The sequence below is a fragment of the Xenorhabdus poinarii G6 genome, from assembly GCF_000968175.1.
GTDB lineage: Bacteria > Pseudomonadota > Gammaproteobacteria > Enterobacterales > Enterobacteriaceae > Xenorhabdus > Xenorhabdus poinarii.
The window spans coordinates 2589550-2614131 of the sequence record NZ_FO704551.1; the positions used below are offsets into that span (position 1 = coordinate 2589550).

25 protein-coding genes and 3 pseudogenes are annotated in these 24582 nt (G+C 39.1%); 5 read left to right on the forward strand and 23 right to left on the reverse strand.

Features of this window, described 5'->3' with window-relative positions:
• Positions 1-43: 43 nt before the first annotated feature.
• Positions 44-580 (reverse strand): hemagglutinin repeat-containing protein, encoded by a 537-nt coding sequence (locus XPG1_RS12060; RefSeq protein ID WP_157879492.1) that lies wholly within the window; start codon positions 578-580, stop codon positions 44-46.
• A gap of 9 nt (positions 581-589) precedes the next feature.
• Between XPG1_RS12060 and XPG1_RS12065 the strand changes: the two genes are divergently transcribed.
• Together XPG1_RS12065 and XPG1_RS12070 are read left to right on the forward strand one after the other, a co-directional pair.
• Complete coding sequence (locus XPG1_RS12065; protein WP_157879493.1) at positions 590-925, forward strand: hypothetical protein; 336 nt, start codon at positions 590-592, stop codon at positions 923-925.
• A 124-nt stretch (positions 926-1049) separates the two neighbouring features.
• Positions 1050-1415 (forward strand): hypothetical protein, encoded by a 366-nt coding sequence (locus tag XPG1_RS12070; RefSeq protein WP_231853014.1) that lies wholly within the window; start codon positions 1050-1052, stop codon positions 1413-1415.
• Positions 1416-2138: 723 nt separating this feature from the next.
• On the opposite strand, the gene XPG1_RS12075 is transcribed toward XPG1_RS12070, so the two are convergent.
• The 19 genes and pseudogenes from XPG1_RS12075 to XPG1_RS12160 all read right to left on the reverse strand — a co-directional run bounded on the left by XPG1_RS12075 (position 2139) and on the right by XPG1_RS12160 (position 18492).
• Positions 2139-2819, reverse strand: a complete 681-nt coding sequence (locus tag XPG1_RS12075; protein WP_045959281.1) for a helix-turn-helix transcriptional regulator — start codon at positions 2817-2819, stop codon at positions 2139-2141.
• Positions 2820-3052: 233 nt separating this feature from the next.
• Positions 3053-3346, reverse strand: a complete 294-nt coding sequence (locus tag XPG1_RS12080; RefSeq protein WP_045959282.1) for a putative quinol monooxygenase — start codon at positions 3344-3346, stop codon at positions 3053-3055.
• 61 nt (positions 3347-3407) lie between these two features.
• On the reverse strand, positions 3408-4130 hold the full coding sequence (locus XPG1_RS12085; RefSeq protein ID WP_157879494.1) for an SDR family oxidoreductase: 723 nt from the start codon (positions 4128-4130) through the stop codon (positions 3408-3410).
• Entirely contained in the window at positions 4127-5134 is a 1008-nt protein-coding gene (locus XPG1_RS12090; protein ID WP_045959284.1) for an isopenicillin N synthase family dioxygenase, read from the reverse strand. Before XPG1_RS12090 ends, XPG1_RS12085 begins: the two co-directional genes overlap by 4 nt.
• 435 nt (positions 5135-5569) lie before the next feature.
• On the reverse strand, positions 5570-6502 hold the full coding sequence (locus XPG1_RS12095; RefSeq protein ID WP_157879533.1) for an IS3 family transposase: 933 nt from the start codon (positions 6500-6502) through the stop codon (positions 5570-5572).
• On the reverse strand, positions 6412-6918 hold the full coding sequence (locus XPG1_RS12100; RefSeq protein ID WP_045957803.1) for a helix-turn-helix domain-containing protein: 507 nt from the start codon (positions 6916-6918) through the stop codon (positions 6412-6414). Before XPG1_RS12100 ends, XPG1_RS12095 begins: the two co-directional genes overlap by 91 nt.
• Before the next feature lie 39 nt (positions 6919-6957).
• A pseudogene (locus XPG1_RS17700) lies at positions 6958-7229 on the reverse strand (DDE-type integrase/transposase/recombinase); the annotation flags it as partial.
• 425 nt (positions 7230-7654) lie between these two features.
• Positions 7655-8560, reverse strand: coding sequence for a LysR family transcriptional regulator (locus XPG1_RS12110; RefSeq protein WP_045959286.1), 906 nt, complete (start codon positions 8558-8560; stop codon positions 7655-7657).
• A 231-nt stretch (positions 8561-8791) separates the two neighbouring features.
• Positions 8792-9394, reverse strand: coding sequence for a nitroreductase family protein (locus tag XPG1_RS12115; protein WP_045959287.1), 603 nt, complete (start codon positions 9392-9394; stop codon positions 8792-8794).
• An 8-nt stretch (positions 9395-9402) separates the two neighbouring features.
• On the reverse strand, positions 9403-9942 hold the full coding sequence (locus XPG1_RS12120; protein ID WP_071825382.1) for a DMT family transporter: 540 nt from the start codon (positions 9940-9942) through the stop codon (positions 9403-9405).
• Between the two features lie 493 nt (positions 9943-10435).
• Positions 10436-10700 (reverse strand): annotated as a pseudogene (locus XPG1_RS12125) (hypothetical protein); the annotation flags it as partial.
• Positions 10701-10755: 55 nt separating this feature from the next.
• Positions 10756-12426, reverse strand: a complete 1671-nt coding sequence (locus XPG1_RS12130) for a WD40 repeat domain-containing protein (RefSeq protein WP_045959288.1) — start codon at positions 12424-12426, stop codon at positions 10756-10758.
• A 17-nt stretch (positions 12427-12443) separates the two neighbouring features.
• Positions 12444-13052, reverse strand: coding sequence for a GTP cyclohydrolase II (locus tag XPG1_RS12135; protein ID WP_045959289.1), 609 nt, complete (start codon positions 13050-13052; stop codon positions 12444-12446).
• A complete protein-coding gene (locus XPG1_RS12140) occupies positions 13052-14062 on the reverse strand; it encodes a formylglycine-generating enzyme family protein (RefSeq protein WP_045959290.1) in 1011 nt (336 codons plus the stop codon). Before XPG1_RS12140 ends, XPG1_RS12135 begins: the two co-directional genes overlap by 1 nt.
• 15 nt (positions 14063-14077) lie before the next feature.
• On the reverse strand, positions 14078-14896 hold the full coding sequence (locus XPG1_RS12145) for a class I SAM-dependent methyltransferase (RefSeq protein WP_084717309.1): 819 nt from the start codon (positions 14894-14896) through the stop codon (positions 14078-14080).
• A 135-nt stretch (positions 14897-15031) separates the two neighbouring features.
• The gene (locus XPG1_RS19015; RefSeq protein ID WP_366300585.1) at positions 15032-15163 is read right to left on the reverse strand and encodes an IS1 family transposase; all 132 of its coding nucleotides are present in this window, start codon (positions 15161-15163) and stop codon (positions 15032-15034) included.
• Positions 15115-15530: pseudogene (locus XPG1_RS18775) on the reverse strand (IS1 family transposase); the annotation flags it as partial. The pseudogene XPG1_RS18775 and the gene XPG1_RS19015, both read right to left, overlap by 49 nt.
• Positions 15531-16006: 476 nt before the next feature.
• Positions 16007-17323 carry an MFS transporter gene (locus tag XPG1_RS12155; RefSeq protein WP_084717310.1) on the reverse strand — a complete coding sequence of 439 codons (1317 nt, stop codon included), beginning with the start codon at positions 17321-17323 and terminating at the stop codon, positions 16007-16009.
• 581 nt (positions 17324-17904) lie between these two features.
• Positions 17905-18492, reverse strand: a complete 588-nt coding sequence (locus XPG1_RS12160) for a TetR/AcrR family transcriptional regulator (protein ID WP_045959292.1) — start codon at positions 18490-18492, stop codon at positions 17905-17907.
• A gap of 240 nt (positions 18493-18732) precedes the next feature.
• Here XPG1_RS12160 and XPG1_RS12165 point away from each other — a divergent pair, with 240 nt between their 5' ends.
• Positions 18733-19917, forward strand: coding sequence for an MFS transporter (locus XPG1_RS12165; protein ID WP_045959293.1), 1185 nt, complete (start codon positions 18733-18735; stop codon positions 19915-19917).
• Between the two features lie 363 nt (positions 19918-20280).
• Here XPG1_RS12165 and XPG1_RS12175 read toward each other — a convergent pair whose 3' ends face one another.
• Together XPG1_RS12175 and XPG1_RS19105 are read right to left on the reverse strand one after the other, a co-directional pair.
• On the reverse strand, positions 20281-20886 hold the full coding sequence (locus XPG1_RS12175) for a LysE family translocator (protein WP_045959295.1): 606 nt from the start codon (positions 20884-20886) through the stop codon (positions 20281-20283).
• 322 nt (positions 20887-21208) lie between these two features.
• Entirely contained in the window at positions 21209-21319 is a 111-nt protein-coding gene (locus tag XPG1_RS19105; protein WP_366301140.1) for a DUF2938 family protein, read from the reverse strand.
• 164 nt (positions 21320-21483) lie between these two features.
• Between XPG1_RS19105 and XPG1_RS12180 the strand changes: the two genes are divergently transcribed.
• The gene (locus XPG1_RS12180; RefSeq protein WP_045959296.1) at positions 21484-22155 is read left to right on the forward strand and encodes an ArsR/SmtB family transcription factor; all 672 of its coding nucleotides are present in this window, start codon (positions 21484-21486) and stop codon (positions 22153-22155) included.
• Between the two features lie 94 nt (positions 22156-22249).
• Here XPG1_RS12180 and XPG1_RS12185 read toward each other — a convergent pair whose 3' ends face one another.
• Positions 22250-23692, reverse strand: coding sequence for an MFS transporter (locus XPG1_RS12185; RefSeq protein ID WP_231853016.1), 1443 nt, complete (start codon positions 23690-23692; stop codon positions 22250-22252).
• Positions 23693-24285: 593 nt separating this feature from the next.
• On the opposite strand from XPG1_RS12185, the gene XPG1_RS12190 reads away from it, so the two are divergent.
• Entirely contained in the window at positions 24286-24504 is a 219-nt protein-coding gene (locus XPG1_RS12190; protein ID WP_045959297.1) for a hypothetical protein, read from the forward strand.
• The last annotated feature ends 78 nt before the right edge of the window (positions 24505-24582 follow it).

Consider the following 24582-nt stretch of genomic DNA (forward strand, 5'->3'; position numbering starts at 1 on the left):
TTTCACTGTGTCCATCACGATCGGTGGTATTTTTCTGGCGAGCCTAGCCCACGGTAAAACCGATCCCCCCGGTGCCCATCAGGCCGGATTTTTTCTCTTCTTTCCGGTGCTGTTCGGTCAGCGATTCTGCAACCGTCGTGACCTGTATATCCCGTCCGGCTCCCAATGCGACATCGTCTGTACCAGCAATATGGCTGCCCTGCACGCGCACGTCCTGCCCGGCGTTCACCGTCACCGTGTTTCCGCTCAGCGTACTGCTCACGGCTTCACGCTGATGCCGCTCGTCGTGGGTTTCCGTCGAGCTCGAAGAGAGCATGCCTTTGTCTTTGCGGTAACTGTGGTCAACCCCGGAACGCTGCACTTCACCGGTTTCGACGACCACATCCCGTCCCGCCTGCACATGCAACGCATTGCCAGTCACCACATCACCGGCTTTCACGGTCAAATCGTTACCGGCCAACATCCGCAGATCGCCCTGGCTGCGCACACGACTGCCGATGTCCGTCCGTTCATGTTGGTGCTGATAGTTCTGGCTGTCCCAGTCATGGTTGCGGGTCGCGTCGGTCGTGACAACCTCCACACGCAGATCATGGCCGGCACTCAATGTAGTGGTACTCTGTTGTCCCCGGTTGTCGATGTCACTGCCGGCCAGCACCAGATTATGGCCGGCCTGCAGGGTCAGATCCCCCGCATCATGGCTGACCTCAATGCCGGCGACACAATCAACTCACTGATCGGTGCCCTTGCCCACAGTGGTAGCGCTGGTCAGGTCATGACCGGCCAGCAAGGTCACCGGGCGCTCTTCCAGCCAGACCATATCGGTCGTGAGCAGAGCCATGTTTGCCCTGCCGAAAATCGGGGATTTCGCTCTGCTGAACCGGAGGGCTGGGATTTTTCGCACCACAGATTTTACCCTTTTCATTAATGATGAAAAAGGTAACATGCAGAAAAAACGCTTTAAATACTGTGGTTAATTCTTTTCCTGATCGAGAAAATTATCTGCACGTTATAAAATGATTTTACTAAATTATTCACCAGAGAGATCCGCAATGTTGTCATCATTCATGAATACGTTAACTCGTAACTTAAACCACGCTAAAACCTCAGACGATGAAGCGGAACAATATACGCCTGAACAACTCCTTTCATGGGCACAAGGCTGTATGCTTGAAGGGTTACCTGATGACTTTAATGAAGCATATGTAGAATGTCTGCAACAACAGCATCCTGACGGGAAAAGGGAAGTAAAAATAACACATCGGTTTAAACTTAATGTAAACTCTTCCTATGAAACTTTTACACCCGCAGATTATCTCTATCCTACACAGTGTATAGAGAGGGTTCTGACAGGAAAGGCTTGGAAGAAAGCTAAGCTGACATTTAACCCAAGAGAAGCAACATTTTTCTGGGAATAAGTCTCTCATAGAGCCTGTAGTGTATCTTGTTGTAATAATACAGGCTCATCAGTGACTTTTAGAACCACACAATCAACCCCGTAACCCTCGTGCCACATCCATTCTCTTCGCCACTAAAAAAACAATCACCACAACTTTTGCTAATTTGCCATCGTTAATGCGACAGAACCACGTTACTTTCAGACTTATTAGCCCTGGTGTTGGCCATAATTTTTCCTTTATACCTACCTGCTAGCAATTACATCCCACTCTGTAGGGCGCAGCAGTAACATAATCGACACCGGATACAGGGTGGTATTCCACTTTAATATCGATTGTTTTATAGCCAAAAAAGTATTTCTACGTAAAATTTTCACCATTTTTATCCAAGATAATCACATCATATTTTATGTACCAGATCCTAAATATTGCTTTTTAAGCAAATTAAAATCTCGCCTTGACATCTGATAAGACTATCAATTTGGTGGTGTATATTTTTTCTGCTTATCCTCTTTATATCAGATAAGTATTTAACAGTGGTCAGGTTTCCAAAAAACGATCACCAAAATAAATTATAAATATAGAATGAAACTTTTGTTTGTCCCATCTCTTGGCGAAGGGAGGCTTGCAAAACGTGTAGTAATTTATATATGAAAATGATGGGATGTAAATAAAACACCAAAAAAAACCTATGAGTATTCATAGGTTGTGAAAAGCAGAAATCACCACAGGGCGTAAAAAACATTAAATAACAATATGATATGGCATAAACTCATGAAATCCTTTCTCATAACAAGAAAAAACAAGCTGGTCACGTGTATCTACCTTGAATTTTTTCTTTATATTTATTAAGTGAAAATCGTGAGATGATGTAGATATACCTGCCAATTCAGATATTTTTTGGCGTGAAAATCCTTTTAATAAAAAAAACAATACCTTTGACTCACTGCTAGTCAGATTATACCCTGAGTAGTCAGATATTTTCATATTGGTAGCTGTGCCTGCCAGATTTCCAAACTCTACTGCTCTATTAAGAATGATGGCGGTAGCTATCGTTCCTGATGGAATACCATTCTTGGAGTAAATGACTTTTTTATCAGTAAATAAACTCGTTTTTACGATGCCACTCAGAGGTTCTATGACGCTATACTCTAAGCCAGCTATAATGTCTTTTTCGTGATTTATGTAAATATCTTTATTTTCTGCCCATGGCATGTCGTCATCATTTAGTCCTATTAAAGATTTAGGGCTATATCCAGAGTACTTACTAAAAACAGAATTTGAAGCAACAAATTCATGATTATAGTTTTTAACCAGCATGATACCGGTATTCCAGGGAATAAAGGGATTATCACAAAACCACTCAAAAGATCCCATATCTCCTTGAGGTCGTGATAAAAAATCCCTATCATCACTTTTGGTCATATTGAAAACACCTAAGTTCAAATATTAGCCAATAATAGAGATGACCACTGCCATCTCCATGGAGTCTTACGACAAAAATAGTAACAAAGTGAAAAATAATGAAAAAAGTCAAAACATTTCACTTGCCACACCAAAAAGGTAAGCTATCTGACTATTGGATTACTATCTGTGATAGCAATGTAGAAGGAACAGAACAAGACGTCATAAAAAAAGTCCTTAATAAAAGGAAAGAATTACACTGATAGTGGTGAATACAAGCGTATATCAGCTTTTTCTACATATTTTTTTGCAATCACATCAAAAAAATGCGTGATATAACTCTTGTTGCAATGTGCATCAAAATCCTCTCGAGAGTACCAACGTTCAATTAAACATACATCCCAACAATCACTTTCAGCACCGGAATAGCTAATTTCATCCGCTCGTTCATAGTGTAGACAACCATTCTCTTTGGCGGTTTCATTCATTGACGAATATTTAAATCCTTTTTTTACCAAAAATCTCGCTGTACAGTAAATTTCTTTCATTACTCTTTCTCCATTAAAGAGAAAAAATTAATATACAATATCAAGTATCAACAATAAACAATCAGTTTTGTTGCCTTGTTGGAGCAATTTTAAGGTCACGTACACACACAGATTGAGGTAGCTCATAAGAAAATACTATACTTTTAGCTACATCTGTCGCAGAAATAACACCACCAATACTCTCTTTCCAGCTAATATAATCATTTTTCACAAAATCATCGCTAATATGACTGATCAGTTCTGTTTCCGCTGCGCCTGGAGAGATAGTTATAACTCGAACATTGTCTGGCGCAACTTCCCAGCGGACACTATCTGACAATCCATGAACCGCAAACTTTGTCGCACAATATGCAGCATGATACTGGTAAGTCTTTTGACCAGCTAAAGAGGATATATTAATTATAGTTCCTGTTTTCCTTTTTCTCATAGATGGTAATACAGCTTGCATCCCATTGATAACACCTTTAATGTTTGTATCTATCATCTTGTTCCATTCATCATGATCTTGATATTCTAATTCTCCTAACAACATGACACCTGCATTATTTATAATGCAATCCACATCACCGAACTTTTCTTCTGCCTGCCTAATCGCATTAAATACTTGCTCACGGCAAGTAACATCAACTTCAAAACAAAGCGAATTATCAAGGTTCATTGCAATTAATTTATCTACTCTACGCGCCAAAAGAGCAAGGTAATAACCCTTACTATTTAATATCTTAGCCACTTCAGCACCAAATCCAGAACTGGCGCCAGTGATAACCACTAATTTTTTTTTCATATAAAATTGCTCCATTTGCTATAGAATTTCTTGGCAACATCGGGATGAGAGCGAAGTCTGCCTTTCATATAGTTAAGGCCTACATTTCTTAGCAATGGGTTATTAGGATCGGTTTTTATAAGTGAACGACCTGAAGTCAATTCTTTAGGTAAATCAAAAACAGGGACAATAGAATCAAGGCTTGCACCTAAAAAGTATGCAATGGAAAATCTATCTCTCTGTTCATCCGGGGTTAAAACTCTATGAACTGTTGCCCGAAGGTAACCATTGGTGGCCAACTCTAATAGCTCTCCAAGGTTGACAACAAACGTACCATTAATTGGTGGAACATCAATCCATTTATTATCGCTAATTTCAACCTGCAAGCCTTTGTTCTCGTCCTGTAAAATTAACGTCAAAAGTCCTGAGTCTTTATGTGCACCAACACCCTGAGTTTCTTTTATTGAGCCGCTATGCGGGTATTTAATTAATTTAATATGTTCATTTGGTGTCTCACCATATATTTCATCAAATGAATGATTTGGTAATCCCAGCCCTGTAGCTAAAGCCCTAAGTAATTTTAAAGAAATATTAGTCAATATATCATTATAAGCTAACATTACATTTTTCAATTCAGGTAAAGATTCAGGCCATTGATTATAACCATGTAACCCTAACCAGATAGGATCGTTATCAGTTACATTATGTGGCTCACGTTCTGCACCTATATCAAACTGTTCTCTCCAGTCTGCGTTTCCATTCGTTCTCTCATTACCAGCTCTGTTATATCCTCTGAAGTGAGGGGAGTTGATCATGGCAATCGATAGTTTTTCTTTTTCAGGTAAGAGAAAAAATTTTCTGGTCAGTTCACGTACTTTTTCTAAAAATGAAGGCGATACCCCATGGTCACTAAGATAGAAAAAGCCAACATCGTGGGCCGCTTCCGTCAATAGAGATATGAATTGGTTGTTCTTGTCAGAATATCCATCTAACATGTTTAATTTTAATACAGGTATGGTTGCCATTTTAAGCCTCTCAGTAAAAAAATGATTTATTCAACATGTAGTTGTGTTAAGTAGTCACCGTTCTGCTGCATTAAGTCATCGTCAAGTAACTCAGTAATTCTATATAAAAAATATGGGTATTACAGATTACTATCCTGTTTCTGTATTCTATTATAATCCTATTTCTATACTCAAATACACATCACGTATGGAACTCATCCCATATTTCATTAATTATGCAAGCATAACCGTGATTATTTTACAAAGAAATTATTTTATAAGAAATAAAATATCTATATGCCTTTTCATAATTATGAGACATTTATATTTCTTATTCCTTTCCGGTTATTTTCTGAAGCTGCATGCAAAAAATTCTTATTTTTTTAATCAATTGATAGAAAAAGGCTGCGAGTGACATCGGGCATTGAACTGACCCCAGAAAGTTGGACATTTTAGTTAAACGGCGTGTAAGGCCTGGTTTCGATATGCTATCGGAGTTAGGCCTTTTAATTTCACCTTGATCCGTTTTGTATTGTAATATTCAATGTATTCTTCTATTTTTTCAATCAGTTCATCCGCACTTTTAAAGTGCTGCTGGTGATACATTTCTGTTTTGAGTAAGGCAAAAAAGTTTTCTGCCATCGCATTATCCAAACAGTTCCCTTTCCTCGACATACTTTGTTTAATATCTTTATCAGCAAGTTGCTTTTGATAAGCCTTATGCCGATATTGCCAACCTTGATCACTGTGAATGAGTGGCTTAGCGTGAGCATCTAGCCCATCTAATGCCTCTTTTAGCATCTCTGTCACTAAAGGCAGACTCGCCTTTTTCGCCACGTTGTAAGCGATAACCTCTTGATTAAATAAGTCAATAATAGGTGATAGATAGACTTTTTGTTCATTCACTTTAAATTCTGTCACATCCGTTACCCATTTCTCATTAGGTTTTGTCGCGCGAAAATCTCTTGCCAACCAATTCGGTGCTGTTTTTCCAACTTCCCCACGATAAGAACGATATTTCTTCGGCCTTACCGTGGATTTTAGGTTTAATTGCCTCATTAATCGTTGTACTGTTTTATGATTGATTTTAAAGCCATTTTTTCTCAATGCTAAATGAATGCGGCGATAACCATAACGACCTTTATGCTCATGATAGATAGTTTTAATCATCTCTATTTCTTGTTCATAAGCACGCGTTTTTTTAAGCGCCTGGCATTGATAGTAAAACACGCTTCTTGCAAGATTAATGGCACAAAGTAAGTGCTTTAATGGATATTTCTTTTTAAGAGCTAAAACAATTAACGCTTTTTCTTTGCTCGTGGGCGTTTCTTCTGTTCCAGCTCTGCTAACTTTTTTAGGACCGCATTTTCTGCACGCAAATAAGCTAATTCTTCTTTAAGTTCCTTAACTGTCATTTCGTCATCAGATTTCGGCGGGGTTTTAGATCGGGATTTCATTGGGGGTCTTCCTCGCTGAGGACTTTCGAGTCCTTTGATACCGGTTTCATTATACTTATCAAGCCAGACTGATAAGGTACCTGGAGTCGTTAAATTGAGAACTGCACTAGTGTGAGTGAGGGACCAATCATGTGTCCACATTAATTTTAAAGCCTGGAGTTTTGTGACAGCACAAAGAGAGTGAGACGTTGGCAAAAAGGCGTTATCGCCATGAATGGCAACAACTTGAGCCCAGTATCGAATTTGTCGAGAAGAGATTGAATATTCCGCTGATAGCTTATCCGATGTGTTACCTGCCAGACATCGTTTAGCAATAATGATTTTTAGCTCACGACTATATTTAGACATAAAAAACCCCCCAGTAATTAGTTGTCCAACTATTGGGGGTCACTTCAAAACGCGGCTTTTGCAAATATTGTCCTTACGCACCATACTCAGCAATTCAATGCCTGCCAACAGAATCTGAGTTCGCCTGAACTTGTTGAATCCCAGCATGGAAGCGGTTCGCCGTTTGATGTTGCGATGATCCTGCTCAATGAGGTTATTGAGGTACTTAATCGCTTTTTTGAAAAAGCGCAAGGCCACTTTCTTATCCTGGCAGGCCGTCAGCAGAAAATCAAGGTATTACCGTCTGAGTCCATCGCCTGATAGAGGTAACGTCATTGCGCAGGCTCAGGGTATAAGCCAGATACCAACGAACACATCAGATGAATGGCCTTTATAACAGTGTCACCCGTGGCGACAACTTTGCTGTATTATTCAAAAAATAAACTTATCGTACGTTTCCGTACGGTTGGGCTTCAGACCCCTTAACCCTAAATTAGCTCAACCCTATGTAAAGCTCCGATATTGCTAGGTACAGATTCAGTAAACCTATTTTCATTTTCGGTAGAAAAACTATCTAAAAACTATCTAAAATAACAGTATTAGAACTCTTGAATGTTGAATATTTCCAGAAAGATATTAAATTAACATACGGGTGTACTATCCAATTAAATAACACTGTTTAATAAAAAACTTCACTCATAACAGACGAAAGTGAAGCTTTTTAGTAAGGATATGGAACAGATAACTGTACTCAATGTTATGTTTCGGAGAGAGAACGCCGAATCATTTTTCTCAACCAGATATGCGCTGGGTCTGTTGATTTCCTCTTATGCCAAATAGCACCAAAGTCAAAATTATCGATATGAAAAGGTGGCTGGAATATCGTTAGTTCATCCGTTTTTCCTAACGAGTCCAGCGCCTTCGAAGCAATAGTCAGTATCAGGTCAGTTCCCTTAACTAAATCACATGCTATGCCCCAATGAGGAAGAATCATGCTAATATTTCGCTTGTGACCTATTTTGCTCAAAGAGTTATCAATTTCGTTATCCTTGCCTTCTCTTAACGCGACAAGAAGATGAGAGCGTGCTAACCAAGAAGAAATATCCAAATAACCACATTCAGGCATCGTTGACTTATCCGCTACACATAGAAACTCCTCTTTAAAGAGTGTTTCTGATTGTAGTTCAGTGCCAATAGTCGGAAAAACGCCAAACGCCAGATCCGTTTCTCCATCAATGACACTTGCTATCATGGCTTCTCTACTTCCTTGAGTAACAATCAATTTAATGTTTGGCCCAATTGTACGGATTTGGCGTAGTAAGTCAGGTAGGAAGAGCTTCGCTCCGTAATCAGACATAGCGATTCGGAACGTACGATCAGCAAGATTGGGATCAAACTCTGGAGCCTCAAACAGTGATGTAAGTCTAGCAAGAGCCTCATCCAAAGGCTGCAACAGCTCTCCTGCTTTTGGTGTAAGCTCTAACTTTCCAGACTTCCGAATCAATAGAGGATCATCAAAAGTTTTCCGAAGATAAGCTAGAGAGTGGCTTACAGCAGGCTGGCTCTTACTCAGCCTCACTGCTGCACGTGAAATATGTTTTTCAGTTAATAAAGCCTGTAGGGTAACTAAGTGATTGAGGTCAATACGTCTTAGGTAATTCATATTATGATTTCTGATAAGTATAGCTACTTAATTCAATGTACAATATAAAAAAAATTACTTCATCCTAAATCATCCATCAGTCTATTTTGTGAACTACTGCATAAAGTTAATCTTTAACTCTATTGTCTTTAGTATCATGAATATCTGGAAGAAAATCGCTCGAAACAGAAGTTGCCGAGCGATTATCTTTGCTCTGAATCCGAAACTATCTGTTTGGATTCATGACGGGTTCTAGTTGAAAATGAGACAGCGCTCTTCATCAGGAATGAATTTTTTGTCATCTGGCATACTTTCTATCGTGCCAAATGGCATTTGTGCAATCAGTTTCCAGGATTGAGGAATTTGCCATTCTTGCGCGACAGAATCGTCAATTAACGGATTGTAATGTTGTAAATTTGCACCGATGTTCTCTGAAGCAAGTGCTGTCCAAACTGATAACTGAGCCATCCCATTTGCTTGCTCAGCCCACTTTTCAAAATTATTAGCATAGAGTGGATAGGTTTGTTCAAGTTCTTGGATAACGGAAATGTCCTCAAAAAACAGTACCGTTCCAAAACCAGCTGCAAAACATGCGTCAATTTTTGACAAACGACTCTCAAGCTCTTCTGGAGAAATCCGTTTACTCAATTCACGTTTTACCATAGCCCAAAGTTTTTGGTGATGGTCCCCAAAAAGAACGACAACACGTGTACTTTGTGAATGAAATGCAGAAGGCGATAACTTAATGGCTTGGTTAATCAATTCAGATATCTTATTCACCGGTAGCGTTACACTATTACCTAAATTATAAACTGATCGTCTTTTTTCTAAACTGGATAAAAACATATTATTCATTATTTCACCTATTTATTATATTCAATTACTGAAGTTTCTTGGGTTATTTCTTTATCAATAGAAACTTGCTTGTTTTTACCAACAGTAAAATATTGGACTAGCACCATCCCTAATATGATTAGAAAGACTCCAAAAATTCTGCCAGTGTTCATTTCTTTAATCGGCAACCCCATCAACCCGAACTTATCAATTATCAAGGAAACAATAACTTGACCTGAAATGACACAAACAATAAAAGCGGTAGCCCCAAGCTTTGGTGTTAATATCAAAGCTGCGGATATATAGATCACTCCCGCTATACCACCGAACCAGGCCCACCATGGCACACTACTAATAGCTTCAACTTTCATCATTGGTACTTTAAGTACCCAAATGACAGGTAATACAACGAATAAACTAACCAGAAGTGATACAACTGTAGCCCACAGGGGATGACCCAATTCTTTTCCTAAAAATGCATTACTACCCGCTTGGAATGGTACTAATGCGCCTGCAATCACTGCAATCAATGACAGTATAAATAAGGTTATCGTAAAGTTAGAAGACATATTATTACCTTTAATGACTTTAATAGAAGATAGAACTTATTCTTTCATAATTAGGATGACGAATAAAATTCTAATAAAACATTTTATATATTCGCCTGACGAATAATATTAAAGTTTAAATTAAAGCTAAAAAATAAAAAGGCTGTAATAAACGCAGCCGACCTTGTTTATGATTTGGTGTCATCGCCATTCTCATACCCATTAAATATAACCGTTTAAACGATCGCCGAATTCAATCATAAATCGACCCATCGTAAGACGCTCGGCTGATTTGGGGATAACACTCATCCCATTGTTCAGTAAAAGCCTGCAGAACCACTTCTTCTGCCGGGGTCAAATCTATTTCAAATCTTTTACCACCGCTTTCGCGTCTTTCTAAGGACACATAGCGCAGATTATTCCGTATCATGTGAACAATACGCAGTTGAAACCACGTTTAATTTTGCCTGACAATCTGGAGTTCAAACGTGCTTTCACGATCACGGGGAATTTATGGATCTAATTCCCCGTCTTCGGTCAGCAAGGTCTTGGTCGAGTAGCCATTACGGGTATTGTAGCCCAATTTCAGTTGGTGTTTTTCATGGCCCGATGCGCAGCCAGTTCGGTCTTAAGGTGGTTTCAACAATCAGTTTTTTGAGGATGTGGGCGAGCTGACTCAAATCTTCCGGCGTCTTAAGATTTTTAGTCAGCTCAGTGACCAGAACCTGTAACTTTTTTTCGTCCGTCTTTTCGCCTGTTTTAGTTGATGAATTAAACATACTAAAGACAGGCAATTACACAAATTTATTTACAGAGTCATGCAGCCTTAATTGACTATATATAATAGACTTGGCCATCATAAGAACTGGCAATAAAGGATTTCATTTTTTTGCAATATGTAATGCAGGAGATACCGCTTGTCGTTGGTTTTACTAACTTAACCCACTTACGTTCTACGAAATCGAAAATCGCAACCGTTCCGCCGTAGCTTCCAGTCGCAATGTGTCTTTCATCTTCACTACAAGCAATACATTTAATCGAGTTTTTATGAGGGCTACTATAAATATGCGGCTGTCCGTCAATCCAAAGTGTCAGTTTTAGGTCTCTACTGACACTCGCATATTGCATACCAACATCTACACATGCGTTCGAGATTTTCTCATGAGCATCTGGCAGATATTTAGATACTTCAAAATCTTGAATCTCGTGATAGGCTGCAGCTCCCGTTGCGCACACACTAAATATACTCTCACCGTTGGAAGCCAGTCCCTTTATCGCATTATCATGCATGGAAAGCGTTCCGTAATATTGAATTGTACCATTTTCATCTAGATTGAAAAGGATGCCTTCACCGGTGTATGTCCCCACAAGCGCAAACTGGACGCTATCGCGAATAAACGTAGTACAACAATTGAGAGGCGAACGGTGTTGATGTATAACTAGACCCGTTTTACCATCAAATATTGCACCCATCTGGCCACCAGAAAGGAGGTATTTACCGAACGGTTGGAGAAAATTACATAGACTCGACATATCATTGAGCTGTTGACCATTTTTAAATAACTTGCCTGAATCTCCTACCGTATATAGGTTACCATCAATACTAGCCACAGCATTGAGGCTTTGTGAATCTTCTATATGGTCGGTAGACCAAACATCTTCAACATAATCCCAGACCGCATAAGTTGACCCAAACGTAACAAACGCAACTTTGTCACTACCTAAAAATGTACAACTTCTTGGCCAAACAATGCTAGGTAACGCAGTTTGTGATTGTTTTACGAGAGTTCCATCAATTAACTGCCAAATGATTGCACTACGATCATAACTCAAGCTAATCAGTTTTTGATTTGATTCATCCCAAACAACACGCTTAACACCTGCCTTATGGGCATTAATTTGTGTCGTGTTTTCACCTTCAATGATGGTCAATCTACCGTCATCATCCCCAGCAAAGATCTTTCCATCGCAGCTCAACGCTATAGTGTCAGTTTCGACTCCCCCAAAATCTATACAATCTACTTGTTTTCCCTGTTGAACATCCCATGTTCGAATGGTGCCGTCATCGCTACTGGATATGAGGGAAGTACCGCAGGCGGACCAACTGATCGAAATAATATCGGCCTCATGACCATGCATAACTTTTAGAGAATTACCTTCTAAATCGAAGACACGTATGGTTTTATCTCGTGAACATGTAGCAACAAGTTTATTGTCTGGCGAAAACTGTGACATTTCTACATCATCCATATGGCCATATAGAACTGTTTTAAGGCGCAATTCTGGTAGCACCCAAATTCTCGCACTATAGTCACTGCTTGAACTCACCAAATATTTCCCATCAGTACTAAAACTGCACTGATTTGCTAGATGGTCATGGTTTACCTTATTAATCGGAGTACCGTCTAATGCATTCCACAGAATAATACTGTTATCATAACCTGCAGTTGCTATATATTGAGTTGAATAGCTGGCAATACCACTAATAGAAGAAATATGTTTCATGATCGCTTCCCTAGATTTCACAATGCGATGGAATGTTTTTTCTTGTCTGCTTTAGATTTCAGGTAACTGTGATTGTGCTCAGTAATATATACACCTGTTGGTATAATCTCTACCACATCAATCCCCATTTTCCTTAGTGTCGCGACCTTATCCGGGTTATTCGTGATAATACGACATTGAGTGATTTCAAGCGCTTCTAGCATTTTGACCGCATCGGAAAAATCTCGATCATCTTCAGGCAAGTTTAATTGCGTATTGGCTTCAAATGTATCAAATCCCATATCCTGTAAACGATAGGCTTCAAATTTAGAATACAAGCCAATACCTCTACCCTCTTGACGCAAGTAAAGCAGCACCCCTCCTTCGCGACTGATGATGTCAACAGCCTCATTCAGTTGCGGACCACAGTCACAGCGTTGTGAGCCAAATACATCCCCAGTCAAACACTCAGAGTGAATCCGAATCACAGGCACAGAATCAGAGGGAAGATCACCAAACACAACAGCAAAATGTTCTTCATTCCAATTTTTTCCAGCAAATGAATGAAATCGTCCGTTACGATTCTCTGGTCCCATAGGAATGAGGACAGCAGTTTTTACTTTCAGTTGAGTCCCATCGTTAATCATTATTTTCCATCCTCTGCTAACCTAAACCCCATTACATAGATATCGCTAGGAAACGCCCCATGACGACGAGTGTTTCTAGTCAAATCTTGGAATCTTGAAAAGCTGCCTCCGCGAGCAACTCTATATGCCCCAAGTTTGTTAACTAAATCATCTTCTATAAAATCTGCACCTGGGTAAGGGGCGTAGAAATCTGCAACAAATTCTTCAACATTCCCTGCCATATCTGTACAACCAATTGGAGAGTCAGCATGACAGAACAAACCAACAGGGGTAGTTGTTAGTAACCCAAACTCTGCAGTGTTGCAGTGATCTGGAAGAAAGTGATTACCCCAAGGGTATTGCAACTTGCCAGGACCAGAGGCTGCATATTCCCATTCATGTTCAGTGGGTAGCCTGAATTTACGGCCTGTTTTTTTATTCAACCATGAGATATAACATTCAGCATCTTCTTCACTAATTCCCATTACAGGGTGATTCGCGCATTCTCTTGGATAACGACCTAAAAACCAGTGTCTGGGAATTCGTTCTTCTCGGCTATCCAAAAGAAAATCTTTATATTCTTTGTTGGTAACTGGATATTTACCAATACGATAGCTGTCTAGATGAACTTGATGTTCTGGCGTTTCTTTCTCTATCCATATTCGATCGAGTTTTAAGTGATCGCAATCAACCATTACTTGGTCAATTTGCTCCGCGTCAATACCTACCGATACTATACCTCCCTTTACATCACACATTGACGGGTTTAGCGTCTTTATACGTGGATCGTCACGGTAGCAAAGAGCTTGACCTGCAAAATAGCGTATATCTAGAGATACATCTTTGTTTTCAATAAGATCAGCAAGGTATATCGATGTTTTATTTTCGATGGCGGTCTGGATCTCTTTCGTAAAAATAAATTCTCTCAGTTCAGTGAAACTCTCCGGAAAACCTATCAGTTCTCTATCCGTCATCTCAGGACGAGCTGTTTTTGTTAACAGCGGAGGGTAATAGTTAGTTCCATGCTTCATTACCATTACTCCAATCTACATTTTACAAACCAGGCCAGTTTGCAGACAGTTATTTTGGAATACATCCCAGAAACCGTCTGGACGATTTATAATATCTTGCTCTTGGAGTAGCGGCTTTTGCCAATAAAACTCACTGAAACCTGCTTCTTTTATGGCTTTCTCATAATCATCTCGACTCCAGCGGAAAAACGTAAATGGACTAGGAGGCGTCGTCACAAATTCAGCGGTATACCTATAGCCTTCTTCCCAAACTTCTTCTGTTTTGACATTTACGCCATATTTATCAAAATTACCTTTTTCAAGAGAAAAACTTGGTTCAACCGTGTAAGCAACCAATTTTGCTCCTGGCTTTAAGTTCGTGGCTATGTTTTTGAACATTGCCTTAAGTTTCTCAATAGATGAAGAGTAGTTAAACAACCAAGCTGCGTTGATTAAATCAAACTCACCTAGTTTTTCCATTTGAGCGGCATCTCGAACCCAGTATTTAATATCACGCTGGTTAGAGTCTGCAAAACCTTGGGCCAGCTCAATCATCTTCTCAGAAATATCAATCCCAACAACTTCTTTTGCTCCAGCCTGATGAAAGCGATTTGCAAAATACCCATACCCACAAGCTACATCGAGTACAGATAATCCCTCTACACTTCCAACCATAGACATTATTGTTCTGACTTCAATTTCTCGTTGTGCAGCCGTATTTGTAAAATCATTAAATAATTTTCCTATTGAGTCATAAGTAACCGCAGTTGACACAATTGTTTCTCCTACGTTATTGGTATTTTTAGTATTTACACCTGATTTACAGGTTATATTCTTTTGGTAAATTCCGGTCATTATTAATAATCTTTTTGCTTGAACTCCAATTACTTTGACTGATGATTACTATTCGCGATACGAATAATAGTTTTCTACTCTGATTTTTAGCTAAACAAATCCCGAAGATCTTTATAGACATGCTTATTACCCTTATTATTGGTCTTGACTCCAAAGGGTTGTAATGATGTTTTTCAATATATGATATGCGCCAATAAGTTTTTCGTGGATTTCCATTGAACGTGAGTAACAAATTGTTCTTCTCGCCAAAAAGCATACCAAAGCCAATGACGTTGTTTTTTATGACCGACAAAAGACCATTGCTCATCCAATTCACAGATAAGTGCGGCATCGTCATCAGCGGTCTGTCGCGATATTACTTGTTTTGGCGAGAGTTTTTTAATGTCCGCATCACCGTATTGATACCGAGACCTAACACACGGCCTGTGTCTCTCACGCCAGAGCCATTCATTGCCATATCCACAATTTTTTCTTTCATACCCGGTTTATGGCCGTTATAACGATAGTTGAGTTGAAAGGTTCTTTGGCAATCTTTGCAATAGTATCGAGGAAAGCCGGCCTTACCTGTTCCATGTTTGCGTACAGGTTCAGCTTGGTCGCAATATCGACAAGTCACTTCTATCGTAACAGTCATGATGATATCCCATTAAAAGGTACAAGAATATCAAATTAACGCTTTGAAGTCATAGCCCTATTATTGATGCTCTGTCGTGGTATGGTGAAGTAACAATAGTAAAGTTTCCCCGTCTCTTTATGCACCGGCTTATCATTCATGCAGAGCAATAGCCCTTACCACGTTTACAATTTATATCGAATGATATTTATATCAATGAATGGAGAAGCCTGATATAGCACAGATGAAACGCCTCTACCCCTTTGAGCATAGGTATCTACACATCGCCAAACTGACCTAACATCTGTACGGCAAGTTGGGTCAGTTCTTCTACTGGATATTTTGATGATAATCGACTTTGCGACGCTCTTTGCCCCTAATAAGCCAGCGGTATCCGCGGGCGCTGAGGGGCTTCATTATGCTGCGGGTACAGGATAACTGAACGGCGGATTAATCATTATATGTCTCTCGATATTTTATCGAGAGACAACATCAAATTATTTGTCATCAATATTTCTAATTCGTATATGTAAATATAATGAAGACACTAAAGAAACAAGCATCATTAAAAAAGCCATGCCAGAAATAAAATTAGGCTCTTCTGGTCTAATACTCATGATTAACACACCAACACCACTTGCTGCATATAATATCGATGTATTCCAGGACAAGCTTGTAGGAATATTATCTTTAGATAAAAAAATCACCGAATGTTGCTGGCAGCTATCAAAAGATCCTGAAAATAAAAACCAAATAAAGATAAAAATAACAGATAGTATCAAATATGACATTTGAAACGCCAATGGTACAGCTATCATTCCACCTAAAGAACAATATATCAAAAATATAATCACTCCATTTCTTCTTTTTACAAATAATCTTTCAGAGATATACCCGATAACCAGAGAGCCCAAAAAAGTGCCTATTCCACTTAATATTCCGATGAAACCAATATACTTATCATGAATAAAAAAATGCTTTGATAAATATATAGCCAAGAATGAATAAGCCCCTAAACTCGCAGAGTGAAATAAAAAAGTAACAATATAACTCCATCGCAAGTTTTTATCTTGCCAAGGAGATAAAAGTGTTTTTATTATATTATTATCAAAATGAGTATTATCTGGTGCCATTTCTATAGCATTTGATGAATGAGATGAAATTCTTTTCCAGATGCTAGGTAAAAGTAATATCGCGGCTATACCTATAATAGCTAAGACTAATTGCCATGAAAGAAAAGCAGCAGAATAGGCTCCTATAGGAACGCCAAAAACCTGCCCTAAAGCAAAAGAGGCCATACCAAAAGCAATAGCTTTGCCTCGTAAATTTTCTTCAATTCTATGGCTAATCCATACCCATGTTGAAGGACCAAAAAAAGCAACACCCAGACCAGCAATTCCACGACTACATACTACAAACCAATAATTATACGTCAGCGCAGATAAGATATTTCCGATAGAAAATATTATAATACCAATCGTTATCATAGCCCTAGGGCCTAATTTATCATACAAAGTACTAATAAATGGCCCAAGAATTGCCTGTATAATGACATAAGATGTGATTAACTGCGCTGAAGCAGCAATAGATACACTCAAATCGTAAGAGACTGCTTCAAGTAAAGGAGAAATAATATACATTTCACTTCCTACAAGAAATAATCCCATATAGAGTGGCCAAAATATCTTTATTAATCCACTAGATTGAGACAACTTAAAGTGTGACATTGACATTCTCTCCATATAAATTATACCAACAATGAAAGTTAAGAGCTGATTATGTCGATGAGTTAGATATAAATACCCCAGCTTCATCTACTACTACTAATACCAATTTGTTTAATTTTTTGAGATCAAATAATTCCCCAAAACGGGGATTATTCTAATCTAATATAAATTCTGGTTATTTTATGATTAAAAATTTGGCTGGAATTATATTTACATATTAATTTGTTTTATGTGAATTGCAACCTAATATTTTACCTATACTTTTACAATTTATTTTAGACATAAAAAATCAAGTTTGATTATAATAATCAAAATTAATAGTTACAATTTTTGATTACACCCATCTTCATTAAATACACAGCCATGATGAAATTAGCACCTTCCTAAGTTTATTTTATTGAGTTATTATAAAATACAATAACTAATAAAATCAGTACATATCACAAGCAAGGCAACCATATGAATATTTAAATTTCATCCATATCAGCAAAACCCGCTTGTAATATCTGCTCCAAAAAACTGTTTTTCATCCAAGCACGTTAACGTTTTTTTCCTAATACTTAACGTCTTACCATCTTTCTTTGTTGTTAACCCCTACGGCTCATGTCTTTTCTGTACCTCTGGTTTCCCTACCTGAAGCTATTTGAAACCTTACACACAAACGTCGCTTAACTGCGTTTTAAACCTTCAAGCATTAAGTCAAATGCAGAAAGCGTTTTTGAAAGTTTCGTTTCTGGGTCAGTATCTTCAGCAATCCATAAAGCAGCTTCAACTAAACTCCCATTGATTAAACAAGCCAAAACATCTGTATCAACGTCTTTTATCTTTTTTTCAAGAATCATTCTTTCCAAAAGAATTCTCATTGATGAAATACAATGCGTTTGCGACTCTCTAAATCGATCTCCTAGAACAATCCTCGAATCTTTCAACACGATTTGTTGAAATTCTGAATTGAGTGACATTGCCAAATAAGCTCGGCATCTATCACGAAATCCAGCCCATGAGTCAATTGTATTATCCGATATAGACTGTAGATGCTGATCCATTTCAGCGTCAATTTGCTCAACAACAGCCATTAACAAACCTTTTTTATCACCAAAATGATGATATAGCGCCCCACGCGTTAATCCCACTTTAGCGGTAAAATCATCCATTGAAGTATTAAAGTAACCTAAAGAACCAAAGGCATGGCGAGCAGTTATCAATAGCTTAATTCGAGTCTCTTCTTTCATTTCTAGACGGGTTCGCCGAGTCATTTATCCCCCAGTAATAGATTAACGATTATCAAAATAGCTACACCCAATATTCAATATAACGTAACTAATTGTATTTATAGAAAATAAATTAAATACTATCGAATATAAAAGGACATAAGGTTAATATTGTAACAATATTTTGACATACATTGTGTATGTTGATATGTTATTTAGCATACGCGACGTATATTAATTCCTGGATAAAACGTTATACAACCCATTATCACAATGAGAAACAATATGAGTAATCCTTATCGTGAATTATTCAAGCCATCGGGTACCGTAGGATTTTCCTTCGCTGGCTTTGTCGCTCGTATGCCACTCCCAATGACGGGAATCGGTATTATAACTATGCTATCACAGCTAAGTGGTAGCTATGGATTAGCTGGAGCAGTATCAGCAACCTTTGTATTCACTTATGCATTGCTAACCCCACAAGTTTCCCGTTTAGTCGATATTTATGGGCAATATCGAGTGTTACCTATTGCGGCAACGATCAGTGTCTTAGGTACATTATCTCTTTTAGTGTGTACACATTGGAATTATCCAATATGGACATTTTTTTTATGTGCTATTTTGGCGGGTTTTATGCCTAGTATGTCAGCGATGGTTCGTGCCCGATGGACCGCTATCTATCGTGGACGACCTCAACTACAAACAGCATACTCTCTAGAAACAGTCTTTGATGAAATATCGTTTATTGCTGGCCCACCGATATCGGTTGGTTTGAGCATAGCCGTTTTTCCTCAAGCTGGACCACTCGCAGCCGCAATTCTGTTAGCATTAGGTGTGTATTTGTTCGTTATGTTTAGGCACACAGAACCCCCTGTCAATGCTCATAACGCTACTTTGGAAACAAAAGGTTCCGTTATTCGCATTTCTGGTGTATGGGTTTTGGCATTACTACTTGTCTTCATGGGGATTATTGTTGGCACTGTAGACATAGTGAGCGTTGCTTTCGCTGAACAGGTAGGACGTCCAGCAGCCGCCAGTATCGTGTTGTCTGTTTACGCTATAGGCTCTTGTTTGGCAGGATTGATATTTGGTGCCCTTAAACTGAAAACACCATTACACAAACTTCTCCTGATAGGAGGATTAGCGACTGCTTTGACTACTCTTCCTTTTTTGATGGCTAATAGTATTTCGAGTTTATCTCTGGCTGTTTTTATCGCGGGGTTATTCTTTGCACCAACAATGATTCTATCTATGGCATTAGTTGAAAAAATGGTGCCAGAAAGAAAATTAACGGAAGGATTAACGTGGTTACTTTCTGGTCTCAATACAGGCGTCGCTTTGGGCGCTGCCACTGCTGGACAATTTGTCGATATCTATGGTCCTCGTGGTGGCTTTACCGTTTCCCTGATGGCCGGGCTAGGGATTGTTTTAGCGACGTTGTACGGTTTCTCGCGCAAGCGTTTTCTTTGACTGAATATCAACCAACGCATGCTCGCGCCCTGCCATATTTTCAAGGTTAATTTATTAGCCTATTAATATGGAGAAGACAAGGCCGCGCGTCGGTATCAGCCTAAAAAAACCAACGAATTTTTGTTACAATCAACAACTATACTAGACATATAAATAACTTCTAATTTAATAAAATTTCTTGTAATTTAGGTAATAGTTTTTCCTGAATCTGAGAGAGGTAATATATAAGGTAACTAATCACGATAACACAGAATTTGACACGCATCGTGAAGCCCAATGTTTGGAAGACAAAAGCATGACGATAAAATACATCCGTTTCATTGACGATCGCAAAACACAAGCATACCTGCAATGATCGGAGATTTAGTTAGAGTAGTTATGCAAAGAAAAATAAAATAGGCAGCATCCACCAATAATATTGATTGTTTTACTCAAAATGAGTAAATTAATTTTACTAGAGGCCAAAGAAACTAAATAGGCCATAATAGCCAACCATAGTACCATAATTAAAATATGAATTGATGCCAATATCATAAAGTGATCGATATAGGGCATGGCAACATCAGAAAAACGAGGTATAACTGTTAGATAAAACATAATGGCTTTTATATTAAATAGATTGGCAATGTAGGCTTCTTTTATTGTGATTTTTTTAGCCATTCCATAACGATAATTAGCGGTGTTAGATATCCCATTTTTTATCAGCAAAATAGCAATGTACATCAGGTAAACTGTACCAATTATATTTATAATACTCATTATGTGAGGGTATTTAGCAACGATACTACTTGTACCTAAACCAGCAAGGAAAGCGTGTGTATAAATACCTAAAGCGGTACCTAAAACAACAACGATTAGGCCTTTTATTCCCTGACTAACTACATTGGTCATCGCTAAGGTAAAACTGACACCAGGAGATAGTACAATAGGCAGAATAGTAATAATAAATTCCAAAATGTTCAATTTCATATCTCCATAGCCCGGTGCAGATTAAAATTTTTTATTTTGTGAAGTAAACAGGTCAGAGTAATCTGTTAACTTTATATTTTATGATTCAACTACAACCTAAAGATACTTTAACATATTGAATAAAAAAATATTTTAACGTAACAGACTGCAATTAAATTAAACAAGATTCCGTGTTATATTCATAATTCATTGTTTTAAATTAATTTTTAAGTGAACCTAAAACGGAAAGCGCTATGCCTTTCGAAAAACTATGCCTGTAAAATAGCACTTAGGTATATCCCAATTCCATACGAACCAAGTGAAATCAAGCTACGTTGGTGCGCTATATTAGGCCGTGGTGTCTTTTGGATGCAGCAAAACCAAAACCGAATCCAGGCTGCATGATAAAGAAAGGGGCAACGACGCTGATAATACCTATGGCAAGCGCCGTCAGGAATGCGGGATGTTCAAGCCAGCCCTAACCAGCGTCCGAGAACGTAACCTGTTTTGTAACACACTTCAGGTCAAAAGAAAGCAACGGTCAACTGGTTAGCCTCTGCAACCTTTGGTATGATTATTGTCAATTATTATATTGAATGATGAGGTAATAGAAACAGTATGCCAACACTCAATGGTGATAGTCAACGTCAAGTTTTTAACGAATTTGCAGAAGTGACACGTTCCTTGGGGAATTCACATCGTCTGCTGTTACTTGAACATATCGCACAGGGAGAAAGACCGGTCGAAAGGCTAGCGGAATTGTCTGGCCTTACGATAGCCAATGCTTCTCAGCATCTTCAACATCTCAAGCGTGCGGGGTTTGTACAATCACGCCGGGAAGGGAAAAATGTCTACTACCGTTTGGGTAGTGGGCCAGTCCAAAATATCTTGACGGCGATTCGGCAATATGTGGAATACCGGCATAGCGAGATCACGTTATTCGTTACCGATATTTTCAGTCAGCGTGAACGGCTGGAATCGATTTCTCGCGAAGAGCTGTTACTCCGCTTGAATGAGGGAGATATTACCCTGCTGGATGTGCGTTCACCGGAAGAGTTCGCTTCCGGTCACCTGCCCGGAGCGGTCAATATTCCGGCTGAAGAGCTTGAGGGTCGCCTGTCTGAACTGCTTAAAGAACAGGAGGTAGTTGCGTATTGTCGCGGACCTTACTGCGTTCTCTCTCTCAACGCCATTGAGACCCTGCACACCAATGGGTTTCTTGCCCGCTGCCTGGAAGATGGATTTCCTGAGTGGAAAGCCGCCGGACTGGAAGTGAAAACTAACCGGTAATCTTCCCATTTTCGCGGTTTATCGGTATAACTGGCCACGGGAATACCACCAGATCCTAATACTCAGCATTGCGGATCCGGTGGTATTCAGATTATTACGATTGATTGATTTTCCTCATTAAAATTAGCGCACCTATCGCAGTCAGCAAATAAATGCCTGCTGCCGAGCCAAACGCCCATGCGTAACCATTAACCACGTTCGTCTGGGTTGCCGCTACCGCCATGAATGCAGCCAGCCCCATCGTTGGACCTAATTCCATCGATGTGTTCATTACACCGCCCGCAAGGCCCGCTTGACATAAGGGAACATTTGCCGTTGAGAGCACCGCACTGCCAGAAAAGACCAAAGACGCCCCTGCGGGGAGAATAAATAAGCCAGGTAACAAACCAAATGCATAGTGGGTTTGCTCATTGAGCTGTGCCAATAAAAGCAGCCCAACGGCACCGATCACTAGGCCGACAATAGTGATCTGAAGAGCGCCGAAACGCATAATGAGCGCCCCGGCGACACGGTTCATGATCAAGAGTCCAACAGTATAAGGAATAAAGGCCATAGAGGTTGCGAAAGATGACCAGCCGCGGAACTGTTGCAAATACAGGGAAAGCAAAAAGGTAATCAACCCCATACCGGCAGCAGCGAGTAAAATACCAATCAGACCAGTCATGCGCGTAGGGTTGCGGATAAAGCCAGGAGGCAACAGAGGGGAGATAACATGCCGCTCGACGATCATAAATGTGAAAATGAGTAGCAGACCAACGGCAACTGGCAGGTAGACTGGAACAGCCAGCCAAGAATATTCACCACTCATGATCAGACCAAAGCTGAACAGTGAAATGCCACAGGTCGCCAATAGGGCACCACTTAAATCCAAGCCTGGAGAATCGTTGTTACTTACGGGCAGCGGCTTCATCATGCCACGCACCAAAAGCAGGCCGAACACGCTAACAATAACCGGAACGATGAACATCCAACGCCAGGATAACCATGTGGTGACGATGCCTGATGAGAGGAAACCAACGGCACCTCCCAATACCGATACTCCGCCCCAGGTTGCCATTGCATGGTTGAACTGGCCCACGTCGCGGTAGAGTTGGCGCAATAATGCCATCAGGGCTGGTGCAGTAAGCGCAGCACCGATCCCTTGAAGGAAACGAATTGCCACCAGGGTCCAATAGGTGGAAGCGAACATGCCGCTCAGCGACGCAAGGCCGAAAATCAGCATTCCCCAAGTAAACATTTTTCTTCCACTGTAACGATCAGTCAGCCGCCCGCCAAACAACAGTAGACCGCTAAATGGCAGCCCATAGGCGGCACTCACCAACACCAGTTCAGCTTGAACCAATTGGAATTCTGAGCCAATAGCTGGCAGTGGAACCCCAATCATGACAATAGTAAAAATCAATGTTGCCTGAATCGTGGCAAGGATAGCAAACACCAAAGCGCTATTTTCCTCTACTGGAATACTAGTAGCTAATGGTGGAGCCACGCTTCCAGAAGGTGCCGAATCGCGGTTATCTGTCATAAAGCTATTACTCATCTTATCACCTTGCTTATCATTTGTTAGCTGGGTCGATTTTCTTCTTAACTTTATTAATTATTTTCACATCTCAATAAAAAACATTCAATTGATTAATTGAATATTGTTCATATCAGTTTGATATTGTCAAGGTGAAGATAAAAACACGTAGGAATTAATATTAAATTTTCTTTTCTTTTTTTGGGGGTGAAGTAATGATTTTTTTCATGATCAATACTGATATTTTATTTTTATTTGAATAAATTCAAATTGTTATGTTATTTATGTCATGTTTTTTTTATGATATCAAATTGTTATATATTATGATGTTTATGCTTGACGTGGTAAAACACACTACTGTATCATTCAAACAATCAACAAACTCATTGAGTGATTGATATGTGCGACAGATGCTTAGTACGGCTTTATCTCAGACGCTTTTAACATCTCATCGATTCGATGCTTACCCTTAATAACCTTTTGAGTTTGCTATTAAGGTATTTTTGTGAATTTTTTATCTATAAATTTTAGTTACTCTAATTTTTATTACTCTTGAATCGATGAGTAACGCTCTTACATGCTATTTTTATCAAATAATTTCATAGGAGTTATCTATGCAAATAATGCAGGAGTCGGCCAATAGAATTGGTTTGAAACTTTCAGTGGAAGAAAATGGTCTCATCATCAATCAGGCTGAAAATTCCGTTGAGGAAAACTCTGTAAAAATAAATGAATTGCTCAACGGAAAATTACCTGTAGATAATTTAGTCGCATTTTATAATACGGTAGAAAGAAAAAAATATATTCGATGCTTGCCCTTAATAACCTTTTGAGTTTGCTATTAAAGTATTTTTGTGGATTTTTTATCTATAAATTTTAGTTACTCTGATTTTCATTACTCTTGAATCGAT